Genomic DNA, 16,054 nt, shown 5'->3' with positions numbered 1-16,054 from the left:
TGGAGGATATCGACTATGCAAATCGGCTTAATCGGCTTAGGGAAGATGGGCTATAATCTGTCCCTGAATTTACTCGACCATGGATATGAAACGGTTGTTTACGATGTCAATGCAGAGGCGGTACAGCGTTCGATTCAAGCAGGAGGGGTTGGAACCGGATCCGTCGAGGAGCTGGTGCTGAAGCTTACCCCGCCTAGGGTCATCTGGCTCATGGTTCCTGCGGGTGAACTGACGGAAAGTGTACTCCGCGAGCTGGTACTGCTGCTTTCCGAAGGGGACATTGTGATTGACGGAGGGAACTCTCATTATAAGGATTCTATCCGAAGAGCGGCTGAGCTGCGGGAGCGGGGTGTCTATTTGGTCGATGTGGGAACGAGCGGAGGCATAGAAGGCGCAAGGAACGGAGTCTGCACCATGATTGGCGGAGATAAAGAGGTTTTCGATCGGGTGGAACCGATTTTTCGAGATATCTCGGTCGATCGAGGCTACCTGTATGCAGGACACTGCGGGAGCGGCCACTTTCTGAAAATGATTCATAACGGAATTGAATACGGGATGATGCAGGCCATAGCCGAAGGCTTCGAAATCCTGCATAGCAGTCCGTTTGCGTTTGACTATGAGCAGGTAGCCCGGGTTTGGAATCACGGCTCCGTCATTCGCTCTTGGCTCATGGAGCTGACGGAGCATGCCTTCTCCAAGGATCCGGAGCTGGACAGCCTGAAGGGTGTCGTTCAAGCCTCAGGGGAAGGCCAGTGGACGGTGGAAACGGCGTTGGAATACGGAACGGCGGCGCCCGTCATCGCGCTATCCTTAATGATGCGTTTCCGTTCGCAGCAGGAGGATACTTTTTCCGGTAAGGTTGTTGCGGCCATGAGGAATGAATTCGGCGGGCACCGAGTGGTCTCGTCGGAGGAATCGCCTGCTCGCGGATCATGACAAAAGCCCCGGACCACTCTGAACTGAGCGGGCACGGGGCTTGATTGTATTCCTATTTTTCCTGAAGCATCATTTTCCATAAATCGGCGGTTTCATAGCCGAGCCTCCACGCGGCTACGCCGGCCAGGTCATACTTCTTGGCAATCTCGATGCGGGCCTTCATGCTGTCGCTGTTCTCCATCCAGAACACCCGGGTATTGCCGTCCTCGCGATATTCCACCTTGTATTGATTGAAGCGGCTGTCCCATGTGAGGGAAGCGTTCTTGGCCGAGATGAGTGCATCCAAATCCTTCATCAGCAGGGCCCGGTTGCTCAGCAGCTCACCCGCAGGAGAAACCGTCCATTCTCTAACATAATACGGAACGCCCATGATCAGCTTATCCCGAGGGATGCCGTAGGAAAGAAATTCCTTCACGCCTTCCTCTACCCATTGCAGTCCGGCCACAGAGCCGGGCTCGGTGCTTCCCTTCCAGTGCTGATCGTACGTCATGGTAATGATGTAATCGACAATGCCGGCAAGCTTCTCATGGTCAAAAGCTGTCTGCGCATTCCACTTCACACTGCCGCGGGGCAGGTCAATCGAAACGACAAGGCGCTTCTCGTGAGCCGCGGCCGTTAAGTCGCTGACGAACTGGGTAAAACGTGTACGGTCCTTGCCGTTCAAGCTTTCGAAATCGATATTGATGCCGTCGGCGCCGATCGCTACAGTTCGATCCACAAGCGCTCTAATAAACTTGGATTGGGCCGCAGGGTTCGCAAGGAATTGTGTCGTCAATGCGGAATCGAACTGATTCGCTACCAATGGATAAACGGTAATTCCTTGACTTTTGAGCCAAGCGACAGTTTCTTTGTTAGAGGTGTCCGTCAGGTTGCCGTCCGAATCCGCGAGCTGGAAGTAGGTAGGCGAATCTACGTCCATGCCTACCGTATTCTTCACATGGCTGCGAATGGTGCTGTCACTGGAGCTTCCGTTCCAGCCCCAATACTGAAGCTTACGGAAGTTGTCCCAAACCTTCAGCTTGTCATCATATAAACGGATCGAAGCGTTAGCATACTGCATCGCGTAGCTAAGGGCTCCCTGAATGGTGGAAGCATCGCCGATGAGACTGGAATTTTGGTATACCTGGTAGTAAGGATAATTATTCCATATGGTGCGTTGTAAGTACTCGGGCAGCTCATGATTCACAATTTTCGTATGATCGTATTGCTTGGCATAAGCAATGGCGTCGCCGATATCGAGGAATTCCTCTAAGTAATGATCGTACTGGTACACCTTGTATTTCTTCAGATTGGAAAAGACGACCTGCTTGTTCTTCTCCAGATTGACCACGGTGGAATTGCCCCAGCGCAGCGATTCGTTAATTGCATCCTCCAGCAGGGCGAACTTCCAATCGGCTTGCGTGTAGTTTCCTTGGTAAACCTGATAGATGGGGGAGCCGGTGCTGCGAATTTCTTCTTTCCGGTTGGACGAAATGTTATCCCAAACCCAGCGATGTGTGGATAGGTCGATAATATGGGAGTTGGCCCATTTGGCCGCTTCTGCCGTCGCTTGCTGCAGTGTAGGGAATTCCCACGAATCTAACGAAATCTCGCCTTGATATACACGGTACTTCGGGTAATTGTTCCATACCCAGCCGCCGTCCTGCAAATCTCTGACGCTGGCATGTCCCCAGCGCTGAGCTTCCCGGATCGCCTGATCGAGTGAAGCGAATTCCCATGAGGCGGAGCTGTAGCCGTTCTGATACACCTTGTACCTCGGGTAATTGCTCCACAACCACTTGCGAGTGCCGATCTCTTCGACGTGGCTGCCGGCAAACTGTCTTGCATACGCTTCCGCGGCTTTGTAGTCGGAAAGCTCTTGCAAGAGCTTATCGTCCTGATAGACGCGATATTTGGTCGTCTTATCGGCGGCTTGGACCGGAAGGGCGGCGGAGAAGAGCAGCGCCAAAACGGATAAGCCTATCACAGTCTTGCGTCTCAACATGCATCAGCCTCTTTCTAGCAATCTACTCTATTAAACGCAGAAAGAGTCGAAAGGTTGCATGGGAGATTTTTCATGAAGGGGAAAAAGCCTACAGTCGGGTCATGGAAGATACCGCCTGCGAAGCAAATGGGGTTCGCTTTACGCTCAAACATCTTATGAACCATCCTAGATTATCAATGTCCAAGTGGGCAGGCTGGTTAATAAAACTCGCGCGAACTCCCATTTTCCTCTCCGGCGGCTCCTCCCCGGACTCGAACGGAAAGCAAAACCCCTTCACGAAAAACTCGCGAAGGGGTGGAGGGGAAGCCTCAAATGCAAAATACGTTACACAATATCCGCGTAAATCTCATCCTCAAGGCCGAGGCGGATCTGATCGCGGAAGACACGAACGTTGCGGTAATCCAGCAGGAAGCGCTCAATCGATTCCAGAATGTTCGCCGCGATCAGGATTTGGCTCCGGCCTTCGGCGAACACCTCGGCGGAGAAGCCGTGATCCTCATCCCACATCAGCTCGACCTCAACCTGTTCGGGCTTAATCTGCTTGCGCGACGCCATATGAATACAGATGGCATCGATAATATCTTGCTCGCTTAGTCTCATCATATCTTCTTATCCTCATTCGACCTTCAGTATTAATAGTTGCGAGGCTGTTCATTTACTTTTTTCTTGTCGCGGAAATGAACATAAATCTTACGGATGACAACAAACAGTACGACCAATGCAAGGACGTTGACCATCATACCGAGCATATCGCCGAGGAAGCCCATGCCGCCGAACAAGCCGCCGAACAGAAGACCTGCCAGACCGCCGATCATCAGGCCCTTCATCAGGCCGCCGCCGCTGAAAAATCCGCGCTTTTGCTGAACGGAATTCGTGGTTGCAGGTGCTTTGGTCGCTGCAGCCGGATCCGTTTTGGTGACCCCGGAGTTATTGGTTGGTGTCTGATTCGTGGCCCCCGGTGAAACGCTCTTCCGCGAGGATTTGTACTTGGCCGCATCTACAACGCCAGGCGCCGAGAAGGAGAATGCAATCATGACTGCCAAGCAAAGCATAGAAATTTTCTTCCACATAAAAATCAATTCCTCCGTATGTTTATGTTTGTGGTAACATTCATTTATACGAATAGGTTTGACGATGGTTTCAGATTTTAATCGAACTTGTTACAATAGATAAAAAAAAGCTTACTAGAAATGAGCGAGTGGGGGAGCTATGACCAATTATCCGTTGGCCTATATTGATTATTTGGTTTATTTTCACGGGGATCGCGATTATTTTGAATGCCATGAGGTGCTGGAAGAATATTGGAAGGAGCATCCGGACGACCCGCTCAGCGGCATCTATGTCGGACTTATTCAAGTGGCGGTTGCGCTGTACCATCAGCGGAGAGGCAATAGGAACGGCGCCGTCAAAATGCTGAAGCAGGCTATAAGCGGTTTACATAACCCGCTCGTGGAGCAATTGGGGATCAACGGTGAACAGCTTCAAGCCCGTCTTAAGCAACGGCTGGAGGAACTCGAGACTTCACCTGAGCTGCCTTACACGGATTTGGAGCTCTGTTTGTCGGATGTCGAGCTTACAGAGCGGTGCAGCAGGATTGCCTCCGGCCGCGGGAAGACTTGGGGACAGCCAAGCGATATGGGGAACCGGTATCTGATGAACAAGCATACGCTGCGGGACCGCAGCGAGGTGATTCGGGAGCGGGAACGGCAGAAGCAGCGGAAACAACAGATTAAGATAAAGAGAGATGAGCAGGATGCAAGGTGAGAATGCAGCGAAGCAGGCCAAAATTTTAATCGTCGACGACGAGCCGAATATAGTGGAGGTCATCCGGCTCTACCTTGAGCATGCTGGATACGAGCCGATGATACTGTATCGCGGAGGGCAGGTGCTCGAAGTCGTTCAATCGGAGCGCCCGGATCTGGTGCTGCTGGATATCATGCTGCCGGATTTGTCAGGCTTCGAGCTGTGCGGCCAAATTAGAGAGCTGGTGCCGCCGCTGAACGGAACGCCGATCATTTTTCTAACCGCCAAAGGGGAATCAATCGATAAGCTTCGCGGCTTCCATTTGGGCGTGGACGATTACATCGTGAAGCCGTTCGACCCTAATGAGCTGGTAGCCCGGATTAAGGCGGTGCTGCGGCGGACCCAGGTCAGCCAGGCGGCAGCGGTCAAAACCGAGCAAGCTAAGATGAGCAAGATGCTGCGAATCCATAACCTCGTTATTGACCCGGGGCAGTATAAAGTCACCGTGGACGGGACGAAGGTCGATTTAACCCCGAAGGAAATCGAGCTGCTTCATTTTCTGGCGTTAAGCCCCGGCCGTGTATACACGCGGGAGGATCTGCTCGGCTACGTGTGGAGCTTCGATTTCAGCGGGGGGACGAGGACGGTGGACGCTCACGTCAAAAATTTGCGCAAAAAGCTTGGTACGCAGCCGGGCTGGACGATTCAGACGCTGTGGGGTATCGGTTATTCCTTTGAGGTGAGCTAGGGGGAGCAGCTATGGTCAAGCGTTTGTTGGGCAGTTTGTATATCAAGATGTTTCTCTCCTTTCTCGCCACCTGCGTGTTGTTCTTTGCGGGGCTGGCTTTTTTCTGGAATGATTACTTTACGGATTTCTTTTATAAGGATAAAAAAGCGATGCTGACGGCCAGAGCCGCTGAGGTAGGCCGATTGCTTGCCTCGGTGCAGGATGGGAGCGTAACCGCGAAGGAGCTTCGCTTCGGAATGCGCATCATTGCCCGCGGCATTAACGGCACGGCTTGGCTGGTGGATACGAAGGGAACGCTGCTGTACGGCTCCTCGGAGAAGGAGGGTACGGCTATTCCGAAGGCGATGGAGCCGCTGCTTTTGGACGGGCTGAAGGGGCACACGGCCTTTGTGGCGGACCAATATCCTTTTGGAAGCGGCAGCAAGGAAGGCTTGCTTACCTATTATGCGCCTGCCCAGCACCAAGGACAACCGATTGTCATCATGCTGCAGGTACCCGCTTATGAGATCAATGAGGCGATCAAAGCGGTGAGGTGGAACATATTGTCCCCGCTCCTGTTTTCCTTAGTGGCGGTAGGCCTGATTCTGTACGTGCTGTCCCGCAAGCTGACAGGTCCGCTGCAGCAGATGAATAAAGCCGCGCTGGAGGTAGCCGGAGGGGAGTTCACTACCCGGGTCCCTATCTCTACGGATGATGAGGTGGGAGAGCTGGCGAGAAGCTTCAATTTTATGATCGATCAGCTTGAGGAATGGGAAGGGACAAGGCAGGAGTTTCTGACGAATGTGTCTCATGAGCTGAGGTCTCCGCTAACGACGCTGCGCGGACTCATTCTGGCCATGAAGGATCGTGTCATCCCTGAGGACAAGTATTCGCATTATCTTGAAATCTGCGAGCATGAGGTACAGCGGCTGCAGCGGCTGGTCAGCGACTTGCTCGATCTGGCGCGAATCCAGAACGGCATCGATGTGTTTCGTACTCGACCTGTGGTGCTGAAGGAGAAGGTCATTGAGGTGCTGGAACTCATGAACAAGCCGATTGCCGATAAGGGCCTGCAGCTGGTGACAACGCTGCCGTCCGAAGGGCGGGAGCCGCTCTCGGCGGAGCTGGATCCGGACCGGTTTGCCCAGATCCTGCAAAATTTGCTGTATAATGCGGTACAATTCACTCCGGCAGGGGGTCGGATTCAAGTGGAGCTGACCTCGGACGACGGTCATACGGCTCTTCTCAAAGTACGCGATACCGGAGTGGGGATGAGCGAGGAGGAGCTGCACCGCATTTGGGACCGGTTCTACAAGGCGGAGCATTCCCGCGTCTCCCGATCGGATGGGACCGGGCTCGGATTGACTATCGTGAAGCATCTGGTCGGAGGCATGAAGGGCACGATCTCCGTCGAGAGTGAGATAGGGAAAGGAACGGAATTTACCGTGGCGTTCCCTATATTATCCAAATAAAAAAAGAGGCAGTGATTCGAGCTTATTCCCTCCGAATGCACTGCCTTGTTGTCATCCTCTACGAGGCATCCGATTGGCTGCCTCAAAGTAGCTTGGGGCAAGGCTGTCCGTAAACTGAATGGCGGTTTGTGCTCCGGTGAAGTCGTTGCCGACCACGAACAGCTCATCCGGGGGAACTCCGTCAAGAAGAAGGAACGTGCCGGTGCCTGTTGACGCCTTGCAGCCTTCAACGGAGAGTCCACGCACATTCGATAGCCCGATGGCATGTCCGCCCGCGTAAGCAGGGCCCCCGGTAAGATCCTTCAACCGAAGTTGTTCAATGTTCTCCCCCTGAACCGCGCAGGTCCAATTCGGCTTGACGTCCCCCGCCCAGTCGATCTCAATGTCATGCAGGGATACCTTCCTCGCATTTCTGCAGAATAGGCCAGGCGTCGTATGAGCATAAACGCGGCGAGGTGAGGGGTTCGGATCGAACACGCCTCCCGGATAGCCGCTCTTGTCGCGAAGCGTCAGCTTCAGATTGCGGATGGCGATGTCTTCGATAACGCTATCCTCCATGCCCTCAAGATAAACGGCATTCTCGGCATCGGCGAGAATATGATCGAAGCGAATGTTGCGGATCGTTCCCGGGAAGCCGCCGCTGTCACGTTGATCTACGGAGATGAATATCGCCTCGCCTTTCCCCCACCATTTGCGCTTCCGGGTTTGCTCAAATTCGTCGCTGAACAGCCGCGTATCCACGACAATATTCGAGAACAAGATATTCTCAATCGTCCCGCCGTCGCGCGCCCATACCCCCATACCGCGGTTCGTGTGAGTAATCACGCAGTTTTGAAAGACGACATTGCGGATGTCGGCATGTGTCTCGGTACCGATCTTTAATGCCGACGAACGCGAAACCAGCGTACAATTCGTCACGGTAATATTCTCGCAGCTGCCGTAATGAGCGGCCCCGTGTTTAGTCGTTTTGAGGACGATGCAATCGTCGCCGGCTTCAATATGGCAATTCGAGATGTGTACATTCTTACAGCTGTCCGGATCAATCCCGTCGTTGTTCGGTCCGCGAAGCTGACCGAGAATTTTGATCCCGTGAACGTCTACCCGATTGCAGCCTGTCATATGCAAGCACCATGAGGAGGCGTGACGAAGTGTGACGTCTCGGAAGACAACATCGCTGCAGTCTTCCAGATCTATTAATTTAGGCCGAAAGTTGACCAGAGGAACGAGGACGTGATGACCGCAGCCGTCATCCTCTTCGACGAAGCGGGGACCTTGTCCGTCGATAGTCCCGGGTCCCGTCACGGAGATCCGGTTGGCGCCGCGCGCCGTCAGCAGTCCTGCCGCCCCCGTCTCCGGGAAAAAGGCAAAGTCGTGCTCCTCCATGCTGCTGACGATGGTCGCCGTAGCCTCCAAATGCAATTCTACGTTCGGTTTCAACAGGAGGGTTCCCGATAAATATCGTCCCTCAGGAACGATAACGGTTCCTCCGCCTTCCTCCGTACAGCGGTCAATAGCCGCTTGAATGCTGTTCGTGTCCATGGAGATTCCATCGCCAATGGCTCCGAAATCGCGAATGTTATACATGCTCATACGTTGGTTCCTCCTTCAGGGTATGGGTGCAGCTTAAGCAGCAGACTTCCGTGCGGGGGGAGCTCCGCGGTGAACGAATCGGTAACAAGACCCAACTCCTTACGCTCCCATAGGCTACGGGCCTGCATCGGTGAGGTCAGTCCCAGTTGATCTAAGCTGATACTTACCGAAGTCAGGTCCTCTCCGAGGTTGAACAGCGCCGCATAGGTGCTTCCGACTCCATCCGATGCCGTCCAAACAATGCGCTCTCCGTCGCGGTAGAGCAGCCGGTTGCCGCTGCTGCGTTGATGGACCGCAAGCACTTCTTCGTTCGTAATCAATGACAATGTCCACTCATCGTTGCTTCGAAGCTCGCCCCCGAAGAAGAGGGGAGAACGGAAGATGGACCACAGGGTCATCATAGTCCGCTGTTCGTCCTGGGTAAAACGGGTCATACGATTGGCGCCTCCTCCATCGACGGAGCGGATGCCGATATGACCGAGCGGGAGCATGTCGCAATCGGCATACCGGCCGGGGCCGGTATGCGGATACCATTTCTCACATCGTTCAAACATGCCGTACAAGTGGTCCCACTTGTCCCAGAAGTCGTCCGTCATACGCCACATATTGGCATGACAGCTAAGATGCTCTGCATATTCCAGGGGCGCCGGACCGGGGGAAAGACTAAGCACGATATCCCTTCCACAGGCATTGATGGCATTGCGAATGAGCTCAATTTCCTGCCGGTGATAGCCGTACAGCCGGGATGCGGCAATATCGTCAACCTTGATAAAGTCAATCTCCCATTCGGCGTACAGCTGAAACAAGGAATGGTAGTATGCCTGAGCACCGTCCTTGGATGCATTCACTCCATACATATCCGTGTTCCAAGGGCAGATGGAATTCGTATGAGCAATAGAGCACGCTGTGGCTAACGTTCCAAGTATCGGCGTGTCCGCATGGACCGCCTGACGGGGAATCCCTCGCATGATGTGGATGCCGAACTTCAGGCCGAGTCCGTGAACGTAATCGGCGAGCGGCTTAAAGCCTTTTCCCCCGGCGGAGGAAGGAAATCGGTTGACTGCGGGGATCAGCCGTGAATACTCGTCCATTTCTAATGGAACGAAAGGCCGGTACTGGGACGAAGACGCGCCCGGCTCATACCATTGAATATCAACAACGACATATTCCCAGCCGTAGGGCTTCAGCTCCTTAGCCATATAGTCTGCATTGGCTCTTACCTCTTCTTCCGTTACACTGGCACCGTAGCAGTCCCAGCTGTTCCAGCCCATGGGCGGCGTGGGGGCATAGAGATGATGGTTCACTGTTGCGCCTCCTTAGATAGTGTAGAATCGACTTCAGTATATTGCGGAACAGGGGACGTTTCACTAGTGTAGGCCGCATTCCTGCTGTAAGGATCACAGAATGTTCCCCCGGGATTATACATTCGGCATGACTTCTGCCCTACGGATTATCGATATGAATTGAACGCTTGGAGAGGATTCATTATAATGAAGAAACTCTTAACCTATCGAGGGGCTGACATGTGGAAATCTAAATACCTGCAAAGACTCATTTTATTTAGTATGATTCTAGTCACTGTTCCGGTCGTTTCCCTTGGTTTGCTGTCGTATTTCAAGGCCAGAGGGATCATCGAGAGCAAAGTCATCCAAGGGCAGATGCAGCTGCTCCTCCAGACTCAATTAAAGGTTGAACAACTGCTCGGTACGATTGATAATTCCATGATCCAATTTATTAACAGCCCGTTAGTGACTCAGAACATCTATACCCCCATGGGGCCGAAAGATTTTCAGAAAATCCGTGATTTAACGGAGGGCCTTCATAAACTTCAATCGTATGATGCGGGAATTTTGAATATCCAGCTGGCCAGCTTGGAGGGGAAATGGCTGCTCGATAATCACGCGTACCTTGAATCCATGCCGGAAGAAATGAACGCCGTTTTTCGCAAGCTCGCCCAAATGAAGGAAACCTCCCTCTGGTTGACGGATGAACCGACACACACCGTTCAGCTGATCAAGCTGCTGCCGCTCAACACCGTACTGCATCCGGCAGGCATTCTTAGAGCCATGGTACCGAAGGCACGGCTGCAACAGCTGGTCCCGGACATGACAAGTGAAGCGGAGACGGTGATATTGGACGAAAATTACCGTTTGCTGACGGATGAAGTGCAAAGTCCCACCTTTTCAGAGAATATATTGAATCAAACGATTGCTCGGTTGAAAACGATGGAGCCGGAAAGCGGATTTGCGACCTTGGATGTCGATCACCGGTCTATCGGCATGACCTACAGGAAGTCATCTTTTAATGGATGGATCTATCTCTCACTCGTTTCGATTGAGGAAATTACGAAGGAGTCGAGAGCCATTGGCTGGTATACGCTGTTGATCTCGACGACCGTGTTCCTGCTTCTGGTAGCCTTCTCGCTTCTGATCTCCAGGAAGATGTACCTGCCGATTAGACAAGTATTCGATGCGGTGGTCGGGAGCTTGGAGAAGGAGCAGCCCCCTCCCAAGGACGAGCTGCAGGCGATCGGTGAGCATATCCGGTCAATGAAGCTGTCACAGCGGAAGCTCCTGGACCAAATTCAAGGCCAGACAGGGCAGCTGAAGGAGTTTTTCGTGCGGAAGCTGCTTCTCGGAGAGCTGAGTGCGAAGGAGGTACAGGAGAAGCTCACACAGTATCAGTATGATCCTGAGCCCGGCTGGTACAGTGTCCTGACTATTCAAATCGACACGTTCGAGGGAACGAGATTCCGGGAGGCCGACCGCGATCTGCTCATGTTTGCCGTCAACAATATCGTTTCGGAGCTGCTTCCGAGCGGGGCGAGGCTCGAGCCTGTCGTCATCGGAGGGAATCAGGTGACCTTAGTCAAGCATGTCACGACGACCCCGGAAGCAGCCAAGAATGAGGTTTACTTTCTTGCGGAAAATATTCAATCAACAGTTAAGAACATTCTTGAGCTCAAGATCAGTATTGGAATCAGCCGCGGCTTTGCCAGTCTGACGAATGCAGCCCAAGCCTACAGGGACAGCCTCGAAGCACTGAAATATCGGATCCGCTTCGGGGAAGAGGCGATTCTTCATATGGAGGACGTGCTGCCGGACAGCAGGGTACAGACGATTTACCCCGAATGGATCCAGAAGCAGCTGATCGATGCTTTGTTGATTCCCGATCTAGAGAAGGCTCGCCAGCTGCTGAGCGAGTTTTTAACCGTAACGTTACGGGAAAACATTCATCATCAAGAATATCAAATTATCCTCTTACGGCTGCTCTCGGATATGATTCGGGAGCTTCAGAATACCGGAGAAGTGCTCCCGGCGATGCTGGACGGGGATGGAGAGCTATTCCAGCAGCTGATCGATTTGAAGACGGTGCAGGAGACGGAGCAGTGGTTCATGAAAACCGTCATGGAGCCGATGGTTTCCGTCATGAGCCGTAAGTGGGAGGCACGTAATCATAATATTTCCGAGCAGATGATGGACATTATTCATCATGAGTTCGAATCCGACCTGACCTTGAATGTGTGCGCGGAACGGCTCAATTATCATCCGAACTATTTGAAGACGGTATTCCGCAAGGAGACGGGCATTAATTTTAGCGATTATTTATCCCAGTACCGTTTGAATCAGGCGAAAAAATGGCTGCTCGAAACCGATATGAAAATATCGGAAATAGCGGAGCGGCTGCGATACCAAAATTCGCAAAACTTTATCCGGTATTTCCGCAAGATGGAGGATATGACTCCTGGGGATTATCGAAAAAAATACAGAATGAGCTGAACGCGACCCGGGCCTTAGGCCCGGGTTTTGCTTATTCTCTCCAGCTGAAGCCTTCCCCAATGATTATTCGAATGACCTGAAGATTATTTGTCTGCCGTCATGCACCTTCTGCCGCGCTGATTATAGTCAGGAAGCAGCTATCCCATTACAGTAGGGGTACAGGGCCAGCAGGGCATGAATCCAAGGATTCATCCGTATCGTAAGGCTCGAAACACAGCAGAGTAAAGGGGATTGTTCATGAAACAGTCATCGTTTCAACCGGTATGGAAGGCTGATCAAGGGGACGGAACGTACCGCAACCCGATTCTGTATGCAGATTATGCCGACCCGGACGTGATCCGCGTCGGTTCCGATTTTTACATGGTTTCGTCCAGCTTCTCGCATGTGCCCGGAATTCCGGTTTTGCATTCGAAGGATTTAATCCATTGGAGTATTTTGGGCCATGTATTGGATCGCCTTGATCTTCCGTGGCTTGACAGGCCGCGACATGGAGAAGGGGTATGGGCGCCCAGCATCCGTTATTATGACAGCAGGTTCTGGGTATTCTACGCTACACCGGACGAGGGCATTTTTATGTGCACAGCTGAAAAAGCCGAAGGCCCTTGGAGCTCCCCGCATCTTGTGCACGAGGTAAAGGGATGGATTGATCCGTGCCCTTTCTGGGACGAGGACGGGCGCGCCTATCTCGTCCATGCATTTGCCCATAGCCGCTGTGGTACGAAGGACAGGCTGCAGCTTATCGAAATGTCTCCTGACGGCAGAGCGCTCATAGGAGAGGGGAAGCTTGTGTTCGACGGAGAGCAGTGCCACCCGACGATCGAGGGACCCAAGCTGTATAAACGCGGCGGTTACTATTATATATTCGCCCCTGCCGGCGGGGTCGTTCCGGGCTGGCAGACCGTCCTGCGTTCGCAGAGCATCGAAGGACCTTATGAAGATCGCATCGTCCTGCATCAAGGGAATACGGAGATTAACGGTCCTCATCAAGGGGGCTGGATCGAGCTGGAGTCGGGAGAGTCTTGGTTTCTCCACTTTCAAGATCGCGGCGCTTACGGTCGGATCATTCACCTGCAGCCGATGCAATGGGTCAACGATTGGCCGGTGATCGGAATCGATGACGATGAGGACGGTATCGGCGAACCCGTCCTGCATTGGACGAAGCCGGATGTAGGGCGGTCCTATCCGGTTCGGGTGCCCGCTACTACGGATGATTTTACCGATGCCGTTCTTGGGAAGCAGTGGCAATGGCAGGCTAACCCTGACGCCAGCTGGTACTCTCTGACCGAGTGCCCCGGGCAGCTGAGACTGTACGCAGTCCCCTTACCGGAAGGAAGCACGACGCTTTATTCGGCGCCGCAGCTGCTTCTGCAAAAGCTGCCTGCACCACATATTCAAGTGACCTTGAAGCTGAGCTTTCAACCCGAAGCGGCTCAAGAGCAGACCGGTCTGACCGTATTCGGAATCACTTATTCCTGCTTGGCGATCACCTGTCATGAGGGTGGCTATCGACTGGCGCTCCTTGAAGGTGCTCCGGGAGAGGCGGCAAGGACGGAGCGGGAGCTGTGGGGAGAGGATCGGGCAGGGGGCGTTACGGAGATGTATCTTCGAGTAACGATACAAGATGACGCGGTATGTCAATATAGCTATAGTCAAGATGGACTTGAGTATCATAAGGCGGGAGAGCCGCAACAGGCTGTTCCCGGCCGCTGGGTCGGTGCCAAGGTTGGCATGTTCGCCGCAAAGCGGGACCGGCAGCCGGGAAGAGGCTATGCCGATATCGATTGGTTTCGAATCGACGAGCTTCCCTAGAGATTGCCGGAGCATCTCTAATGATTATCTGCCTGTGCCGCAAGGACGGGTAAGACTTACAAAACGGTGCGGCAGGCATCATCTGCTATCCGGATTATAGACGGAAATCTTATACTCGGGGTATGGTTACCTTATCACAAGCGCAACGAAGGAGTGATGCATAATGCACACCGCAGCAGCTGACAACCGAACGGAGCTGAAAGTCTCCCGCTCCGTGTTCTTCCGACGACTCCAAAAGCATCGCTGGTTTTATCTGATGCTGGCACCCGGTTTACTATATTTTCTTCTATACAAATACGTTCCGATGTGGGGTATTCTGATTTCCTTTCAGGATTATCAGCCTTTTCTCGGCTTTGCTCAGAGCAAATGGGTCGGACTGAAGCATTACCAGACCTTCTTCGGCGATGAGATGTTCTGGACCTTGTTCCGCAACACGTTCATGTTAGCCGTCTATAACATTGTCTTCTTCTTCCCGCTTCCAATCGTCATTGCATTAATGTTGAACGAAGTGCGAACGGAAGTCTACAAGAGGACGATCCAGTCGCTCATCTATATACCGCATTTTGTCTCTTGGGTCGTTGTGGTCGGGATCAGCTTTTTGTTTTTCTCCGCTCAGGGAGGAATTGTGAACAATGCACTCGCAAGCTGGGGAGGCGAGCCGATCAACTTCCTTCTTAGTAAGGACTGGTTTCGGACGATGATTACCTCCCAGGTCATGTGGAAGGAAACGGGATGGGGAACGATCATTTTCCTTGCAGCGCTTGCCGGCGTCGATCCCGGGCTTTACGAAGCGGCGCGTATGGACGGAGCCGGACGCTGGCGGCAGCTGTGGCACATCACATTGCCTGCGATACGAAGCACCATCATCATTTTGCTGATTCTACGGCTCGGCCATTTTCTCGATACCGGCTTTGAACAAATTTTCTTGATGATTAACGCGATGAACCGTGAGGTAGGAGAAGTATTCGACACCTATGTTTATACTACGGGAATTACACAGGGAAAATTTAGCTACAGTACGGCCGTTGGGGTGTTCAAGTCGGTCGTCGGACTGCTGCTCGTCGTCTCGGCAAACTATTTGTCCAAGAAATTCGGCGAGGATGGCATCTACTAAAAGAAAGGAAGAACCGTCATGGTGGATAAACGCTTCTTGAGCCGTCTGTTCGACGGAGTGAACTACTTGCTGCTCGCGCTGCTCGCGGCGGTATGCGTACTGCCCTTCATCTATATACTGGCCGCTTCCTTAACTGCGCCGGAGGAGCTGTTGAAGCGAGGCTTCATTTTATTCCCGACAAAATTTTCACTTGCCGGCTACAAGTACATTTTTTCGACGGACATTATTGTCCACAGTCTGATGATTTCGATTCTCGTTACCGTCCTCGGCACGTTGGCCAATTTAACCTTTACGGCATTGATGGCATATCCGCTTGCGCAGAAGGATCTCATGGGCAACAAGCTGTTCATGCGGCTGATCGTGTTCTCAATGCTGTTCAGCGGAGGAATGATCCCTACCTTTCTTGTGGTCAAGTGGACCGGATTGCTCGACAACTTCACAGCCTTGATTGTTCCGGGATTAATCAGCGCGTTCAACCTGATCATTATGCGCAATTTCTTTCAGCAGCTTCCCGACGGATTGGAGGAGGCCGCCCGAATCGACGGCTGCAGCGATATCGGCATTCTGTTCCGCATCGTGGTACCGCTTTCCGCACCGGTGCTTGCTTCCATGGCGCTGTTCTATGCAGTAGGGCATTGGAACGCTTACTTCAGCGCCGTTCTCTATATTAACGATTCGTCGCTATGGCCGGTTCAGGTGTGGCTGCGACAAATCGTGATATTATCACAAGGGGGGATTGGAGATTCGACAACGTTTGAGGAGGGCTATATGGCTCCTCCTGCGGAAACGATCAAAATGGCGGTCATCATTGCTTCGTCGCTGCCGATTTTACTGGTCTATCCGTTTTTACAAAAGCATTTTGCCAAAGGCGCGTTATTGGGGTCTGTGAAAGGATAATTT

Annotated in this window: 13 protein-coding genes; 8 read left to right on the top strand and 5 right to left on the bottom strand. The window is 52.7% G+C overall.

Annotation, left to right across the window (positions count from 1 at the left end):
- Window positions 1-15 precede the first annotated feature (15 nt).
- Window positions 16-936, top strand: coding sequence for a phosphogluconate dehydrogenase (NAD(+)-dependent, decarboxylating) (gnd, locus tag QMO62_RS07915; protein ID WP_284640078.1), 921 nt, complete (start codon window positions 16-18; stop codon window positions 934-936).
- A gap of 52 nt (window positions 937-988) precedes the next feature.
- On the opposite strand, the gene QMO62_RS07910 is transcribed toward gnd, so the two are convergent.
- The 3 genes from QMO62_RS07910 to QMO62_RS07900 form a co-directional block, all read right to left on the bottom strand.
- Window positions 989-2,920 (bottom strand): glycosyl hydrolase family 18 protein, encoded by a 1,932-nt coding sequence (locus QMO62_RS07910; protein ID WP_284640076.1) that lies wholly within the window; start codon window positions 2,918-2,920, stop codon window positions 989-991.
- Window positions 2,921-3,244: 324 nt separating this feature from the next.
- The gene (locus QMO62_RS07905; RefSeq protein WP_284644889.1) at window positions 3,245-3,520 is read right to left on the bottom strand and encodes a YxcD family protein; all 276 of its coding nucleotides are present in this window, start codon (window positions 3,518-3,520) and stop codon (window positions 3,245-3,247) included.
- Between the two features lie 32 nt (window positions 3,521-3,552).
- Entirely contained in the window at window positions 3,553-3,990 is a 438-nt protein-coding gene (locus QMO62_RS07900) for a hypothetical protein (RefSeq protein ID WP_284640074.1), read from the bottom strand.
- A 139-nt stretch (window positions 3,991-4,129) separates the two neighbouring features.
- Between QMO62_RS07900 and QMO62_RS07895 the strand changes: the two genes are divergently transcribed.
- Genes QMO62_RS07895 through QMO62_RS07885 form a run of 3 tightly spaced genes read left to right on the top strand, consistent with a single transcriptional unit; the run spans window position 4,130 to window position 6,862 of the window.
- Window positions 4,130-4,684, top strand: coding sequence for a DUF309 domain-containing protein (locus QMO62_RS07895; RefSeq protein WP_284640072.1), 555 nt, complete (start codon window positions 4,130-4,132; stop codon window positions 4,682-4,684).
- Entirely contained in the window at window positions 4,665-5,411 is a 747-nt protein-coding gene (locus QMO62_RS07890; protein WP_284640069.1) for a response regulator transcription factor, read from the top strand. Before QMO62_RS07895 ends, QMO62_RS07890 begins: the two co-directional genes overlap by 20 nt.
- Window positions 5,412-5,422: 11 nt before the next feature.
- A complete protein-coding gene (locus tag QMO62_RS07885; protein ID WP_284640068.1) occupies window positions 5,423-6,862 on the top strand; it encodes a sensor histidine kinase in 1,440 nt (479 codons plus the stop codon).
- A gap of 51 nt (window positions 6,863-6,913) precedes the next feature.
- On the opposite strand, the gene QMO62_RS07880 is transcribed toward QMO62_RS07885, so the two are convergent.
- Together QMO62_RS07880 and QMO62_RS07875 are read right to left on the bottom strand one after the other, a co-directional pair.
- A complete protein-coding gene (locus tag QMO62_RS07880; protein WP_284640067.1) occupies window positions 6,914-8,452 on the bottom strand; it encodes a glycoside hydrolase family 28 protein in 1,539 nt (512 codons plus the stop codon).
- Window positions 8,449-9,756 carry a glycoside hydrolase family 27 protein gene (locus tag QMO62_RS07875; protein WP_284640066.1) on the bottom strand — a complete coding sequence of 436 codons (1,308 nt, stop codon included), beginning with the start codon at window positions 9,754-9,756 and terminating at the stop codon, window positions 8,449-8,451. The genes QMO62_RS07880 and QMO62_RS07875 overlap by 4 nt, the downstream gene beginning before the upstream one ends.
- A 219-nt stretch (window positions 9,757-9,975) precedes the next feature.
- Between QMO62_RS07875 and QMO62_RS07870 the strand changes: the two genes are divergently transcribed.
- The 4 genes from QMO62_RS07870 to QMO62_RS07855 all read left to right on the top strand — a co-directional run bounded on the left by QMO62_RS07870 (window position 9,976) and on the right by QMO62_RS07855 (window position 16,051).
- Window positions 9,976-12,231: a helix-turn-helix domain-containing protein gene (locus QMO62_RS07870; protein ID WP_284640065.1), complete on the top strand. Its 2,256-nt coding sequence runs from the start codon at window positions 9,976-9,978 to the stop codon at window positions 12,229-12,231.
- Between the two features lie 237 nt (window positions 12,232-12,468).
- The gene (locus QMO62_RS07865) at window positions 12,469-14,040 is read left to right on the top strand and encodes a glycoside hydrolase family 43 protein (protein ID WP_284640063.1); all 1,572 of its coding nucleotides are present in this window, start codon (window positions 12,469-12,471) and stop codon (window positions 14,038-14,040) included.
- A 163-nt stretch (window positions 14,041-14,203) separates the two neighbouring features.
- Window positions 14,204-15,154: an ABC transporter permease gene (locus QMO62_RS07860; protein ID WP_284640061.1), complete on the top strand. Its 951-nt coding sequence runs from the start codon at window positions 14,204-14,206 to the stop codon at window positions 15,152-15,154.
- Window positions 15,155-15,172: 18 nt separating this feature from the next.
- A complete protein-coding gene (locus tag QMO62_RS07855; RefSeq protein ID WP_284640059.1) occupies window positions 15,173-16,051 on the top strand; it encodes a carbohydrate ABC transporter permease in 879 nt (292 codons plus the stop codon).
- The last annotated feature ends 3 nt before the right edge of the window (window positions 16,052-16,054 follow it).

The organism is Paenibacillus silviterrae, assembly GCF_030167925.1.
GTDB lineage: Bacteria > Bacillota > Bacilli > Paenibacillales > NBRC-103111 > Paenibacillus_G > Paenibacillus_G silviterrae.
Note: the sequence above shows the minus strand (reverse complement) of the source record. Positions and strands in the feature narration are given on the sequence as shown.